2 protein-coding genes are annotated in these 3,991 nt (G+C 63.1%); one reads left to right on the top strand and one right to left on the bottom strand.

Annotated features, from left to right (window positions below; translation table 11 throughout):
• Positions 1-93: 93 nt before the first annotated feature.
• Positions 94-2,544 (top strand): TonB-dependent siderophore receptor, encoded by a 2,451-nt coding sequence (locus tag AC515T_RS19730; RefSeq protein WP_496529690.1) that lies wholly within the window; start codon positions 94-96, stop codon positions 2,542-2,544.
• A 223-nt stretch (positions 2,545-2,767) separates the two neighbouring features.
• On the opposite strand, the gene AC515T_RS19735 is transcribed toward AC515T_RS19730, so the two are convergent.
• Positions 2,768-3,730, bottom strand: a complete 963-nt coding sequence (locus tag AC515T_RS19735) for an alpha/beta hydrolase (RefSeq protein WP_496529691.1) — start codon at positions 3,728-3,730, stop codon at positions 2,768-2,770.
• Between the last annotated feature and the right edge of the window lie 261 nt (positions 3,731-3,991).

A 3,991-nucleotide genomic window follows, 5' to 3' on the forward strand; every position in this document is an offset into this window, starting at 1 on the left:
TCTCATTCTGGTTTTTCCGGGGTCGTGCGTCCTAATTAAGAATTGATAACAACTACACCCCTATTAAAACTAAAACCTGCAAGAGTGAAACACATGCCAGCAACTCCGGGGATTCCACGTTTTACCAAGGCACTGATCATGCGCCGCCTGCTGCAGCCAGGCTTCAGCGCCACCGCGTTCAGCCTGGCACTGGCCATGCCGTTCAGCGCACAGGTCCAGGCACAGGAAGTCGACCTCAACATTCCGGCGCAGTCGCTGGCGAGTGCCCTGCAGGCCTTGAGCAATCAATCGAACCTGCAAGTGCTCTACAGCGCCGATGATGTCCAGGGCCTGCGCAGCCAGCCGGTCAGCGGTCGGTTGTCGCCGGCGCAAGCGTTGTCGCAGATGCTGGTGGGGACCGGCGTCATGTTCACCATCCAGGGCAACACGGTCAGCGTGCGCGCCAGGAAGGCGGGGGATTCGCTGGAACTGGGCGCCACCACCATCACCGGTAAGTCCGCGGAATCCGCCTACGGTCCGGTGGACGGCTACGTCGCCACCCGCAGCGCCACCGGTACCAAGACCGACACGCCGATCCTGGAGATCCCGCAGACCATCAACGTGGTCACCGCCGAACAGGTCGCCACCCAGGGCGCACGCAACCTGACCCAAGCCCTGCGCTACACGCCAGGCCTGAACACCGGCGGCTTCACCGACCGCAACGCCATCGCCGACGAAATCACCAGCCGGGGTTTCTCGCCCACGCCGCTGTACCTCGACGGGGCCTACCTGCCCTATGCCGGCAGCCTGGGTGGCGCGCCGCAAATCGACCCGTACACCCTGGAACGCATCGAAGTGCTCAAGGGCCCCTCGTCGGTGCTGTACGGGCAGAACCAGCCCGGCGGCCTGATCAACATGGTCTCCAAGCGCCCGACCACGGAACAGCGCAGCCAGATCAAACTGGGCGCGGGCAGCTACAGCCGGGTCAACGGCGCATTCGACACCAGCGGCCCGATCGACGACCAGAAGGAATTCAGCTACCGCGTCATTGGCGTGGCGAAAAAAGGCAACCAACAGGTCGATCACACTCACAGCGAACGTATGCTGCTGGCACCGAGCCTGACCTGGGCGCCCAACGAAGACACCTCGCTGACCGTGCTGGCGCAGATCCAGCGCGACGACGGCCTGGAGGATTATCAAGCGCTGCCGAGGATCGGCTCCCTGGAGCGCGGCCCCAACGGCCAGCGGATCGACCGGGACTTTTTCTCCGGCGACACGCGGTGGAACGACTACAAGCGTGACCAGTTCATCCTGGGCTACGACTTCAGCCACAACCTCACCGATGACCTGAAATTCCGCTCCACCGCGCGCTACACCGATGTGCGTGACCAGTATCGGGGTTTCTACCTGCGCAGCTTCGTCACCACCGGTGGCGTGACCGACCAGACCCAGGCCAACCGCGTAAAACTCGACTGGCAGCAGCACAACACCGCCTACACCGTCGATAACAACGTGGAATACAAATTCAACACCGGCGCCCTGGAGCACACCACCCTGGCGGGCGTGGACTATCGTCATTTCAACCGTAAGTACGATGGCTACAACGCCTACAACGTCGTGCCGATCGACCTGTACGGCAATAACAACAACTACGACACCGGTAGCGTAACCCCGACGCTGGACACCAAGTGGGACAACACCGTTCGCCAGACCGGCGTCTACCTGCAAGACCAGATCAAGCTGGACAAGTGGATCCTGACCGTGGGTGGCCGCCAGGACTGGGCCGAAGTGGACAACAAGGATCTGCTGGCGGGCACCGTCTCCTCACTGCGTGACAACAAGTTCACCGGCCGGGTGGGCCTGACCTATGTCACCGATTTCGGCCTGGCGCCGTACATCAGCTACTCGGAATCCTTCCTGCCGACCACGGGCACGGACGCTAGCGGCAACGCCTTCAAGCCGACCGAGGGCGAGCAATACGAAGTGGGTGTGAAGTACCAGCCGTTCGACAAGACGATGATTACCGCCTCGGTGTTCCAGATCAAACAGAAGAACCTGGTCACCGCCGACCCCGCCGATCCGCAGAACTCGATCCAGTCGGGCCAGGTGCGTTCACGGGGCGTTGAATTGGAAGTCAAATCCACGGTCGACAACATCGACGTCATGGCCGCCGCCACTTACCTCGACTCGTTCTACACCAAGGACAACTACGGCAACGAGGGCAACCGCAGCGAGCAACAGGCACCGTTCTCCGCCACGCTGTGGGTCGACTACCACTTCACCCAGGCCGTCCTCAATGGCCTGACCTTCGGCGCAGGCGCCCGCCATACCGGCCGCAAGCCGGGCGACGCGGCCAACTCGTTCGACGTACCGGCCTTCACCGTGTTCGACACCACCATCAGCTATGACATGGGCAAGGCCAGCTTGAGCCTGCGTGGCGTCACCACCAGCCTGAACGTGCAAAACGTCTTCGACCGCGAATACGTGTCCCACTGCAACTACTCGTTCGGCTGCTACTACGGCCAGGAACGCGTGGCCTCGCTGGACGTGACCTACGACTTCTAAGCAATACCCCACACAAAAAAACCGGGCCTGGCCCGGTTTTTTTGTGCCTGCAAAATACTGAAATCACCCCAAAACAACTGTGGGAGCGAGCTTGCTCGCGATGGCGGTGTATCAGTCACTTCAAATGCTGGCTGACCCTCCGCTATCGCGAGCAAGCTCGCTCCCACAGGGGATCTGTGGCCTATGCAAATCCTGAGACCACCCACAGTTGTTTTGTGGTGTCTCAGGCAGTGAGTGCAGCCCGCAAGGCTTGGCTCAATTGCGCGTACACCTCGTCAATCTCCGGCACCACACTCTGCAGGCGCAGGTAGTCGTGGATCAGGCCGGTGTATTCGATCAGTTCCACGCTCCCCCCCTGCTCCTGCAAGCGACGGGCGTAGGCGCGGCCTTCGTCGAGCAGCGGGTCATGGCCGGCCAGGGCGATCAGGGCCGGGGCCAGGCCTGGGTAACCGGGGGCCAGCAACGGCGAGAAACGCCAGTCCAGGCGGTCGGTGGGCTCATTGGCGTAGTGCCGGTAGAACCACTCGAGGGTTTCGCTCTCCAGCAGATACCCCTCGCCGAACAGCTCGGTGGACGGGCTGCTGGTGGACGCATCGGTCACCGGGTAGCAGAGCAATTGAAAGCACGGCTGGATCGCCAGGGAGGCGGGTTCCAGGGCCGCTTGCAGCGCAAGCACCGTTGCCAGTGTCGCGCCGACGCTGTCGCCGCCGAACGCCACGCGGCTGAGGTCCAGGCCTTCGGCACGGGCCTGCCGGGCCAGCCAGTCGAGGGCGTCGGCGCCGTCGTTCAGCGGGGTCGGAAAGGTGTGTTCCGGGGCCAGGCGATAGCCCACCGACAACACTGCGCACGGTGTCCGGGCGCAGAATTCGCGGCAGACGCCGTCGTGGGAGTCCAGGCTGCCGACCACATAGCCGCCGCCGTGAAAGTACACCAGCACCGGCAGCGCCTGGGCCCAAGCCGTGGCCGGACGATACAGACGCAACGCCAGCGGCGCGCCGTCTCGGGCGGTGAATGCGTGAGCGGTGCACTGCACATCCGCCGGAGCGTTCCAGCGCAATTGCCCGGTGGTGCGCTCGAACGCCTCACGGGCCTGGGCCGGCGTCGACAGGTGAAACGGCCCGGGGCCCTCGGCCTGGCTTTCTTCGGCCAGGTCGAGGAAGGCGTTGAGTTCCGGATGCAGGGACATCGCAGGGGTTCCTTATGAAAAACCATGGGTAAAAGATGAGCCACTCAGGCTCATGCAAAACCCTGTGGCGAGGGAGCTTGCTCCCGCTGGGCTGCGCAGCAGCCCCAATGGCCAGCACCTCGGTGGGTCAGTTGTTTCGAGAGGGCTGGTTTTGGGGCCGCTTCGCAGCCCAGCGGGAGCAAGCTCCCTCGCCACAGGCTCGGTGGATCTTCCTCCAGGCGACGGCGGGTTCCTTATATAACGATGAACCCGCCCCCATCC

Source organism: Pseudomonas sp. FSO-7, assembly GCF_059579345.1.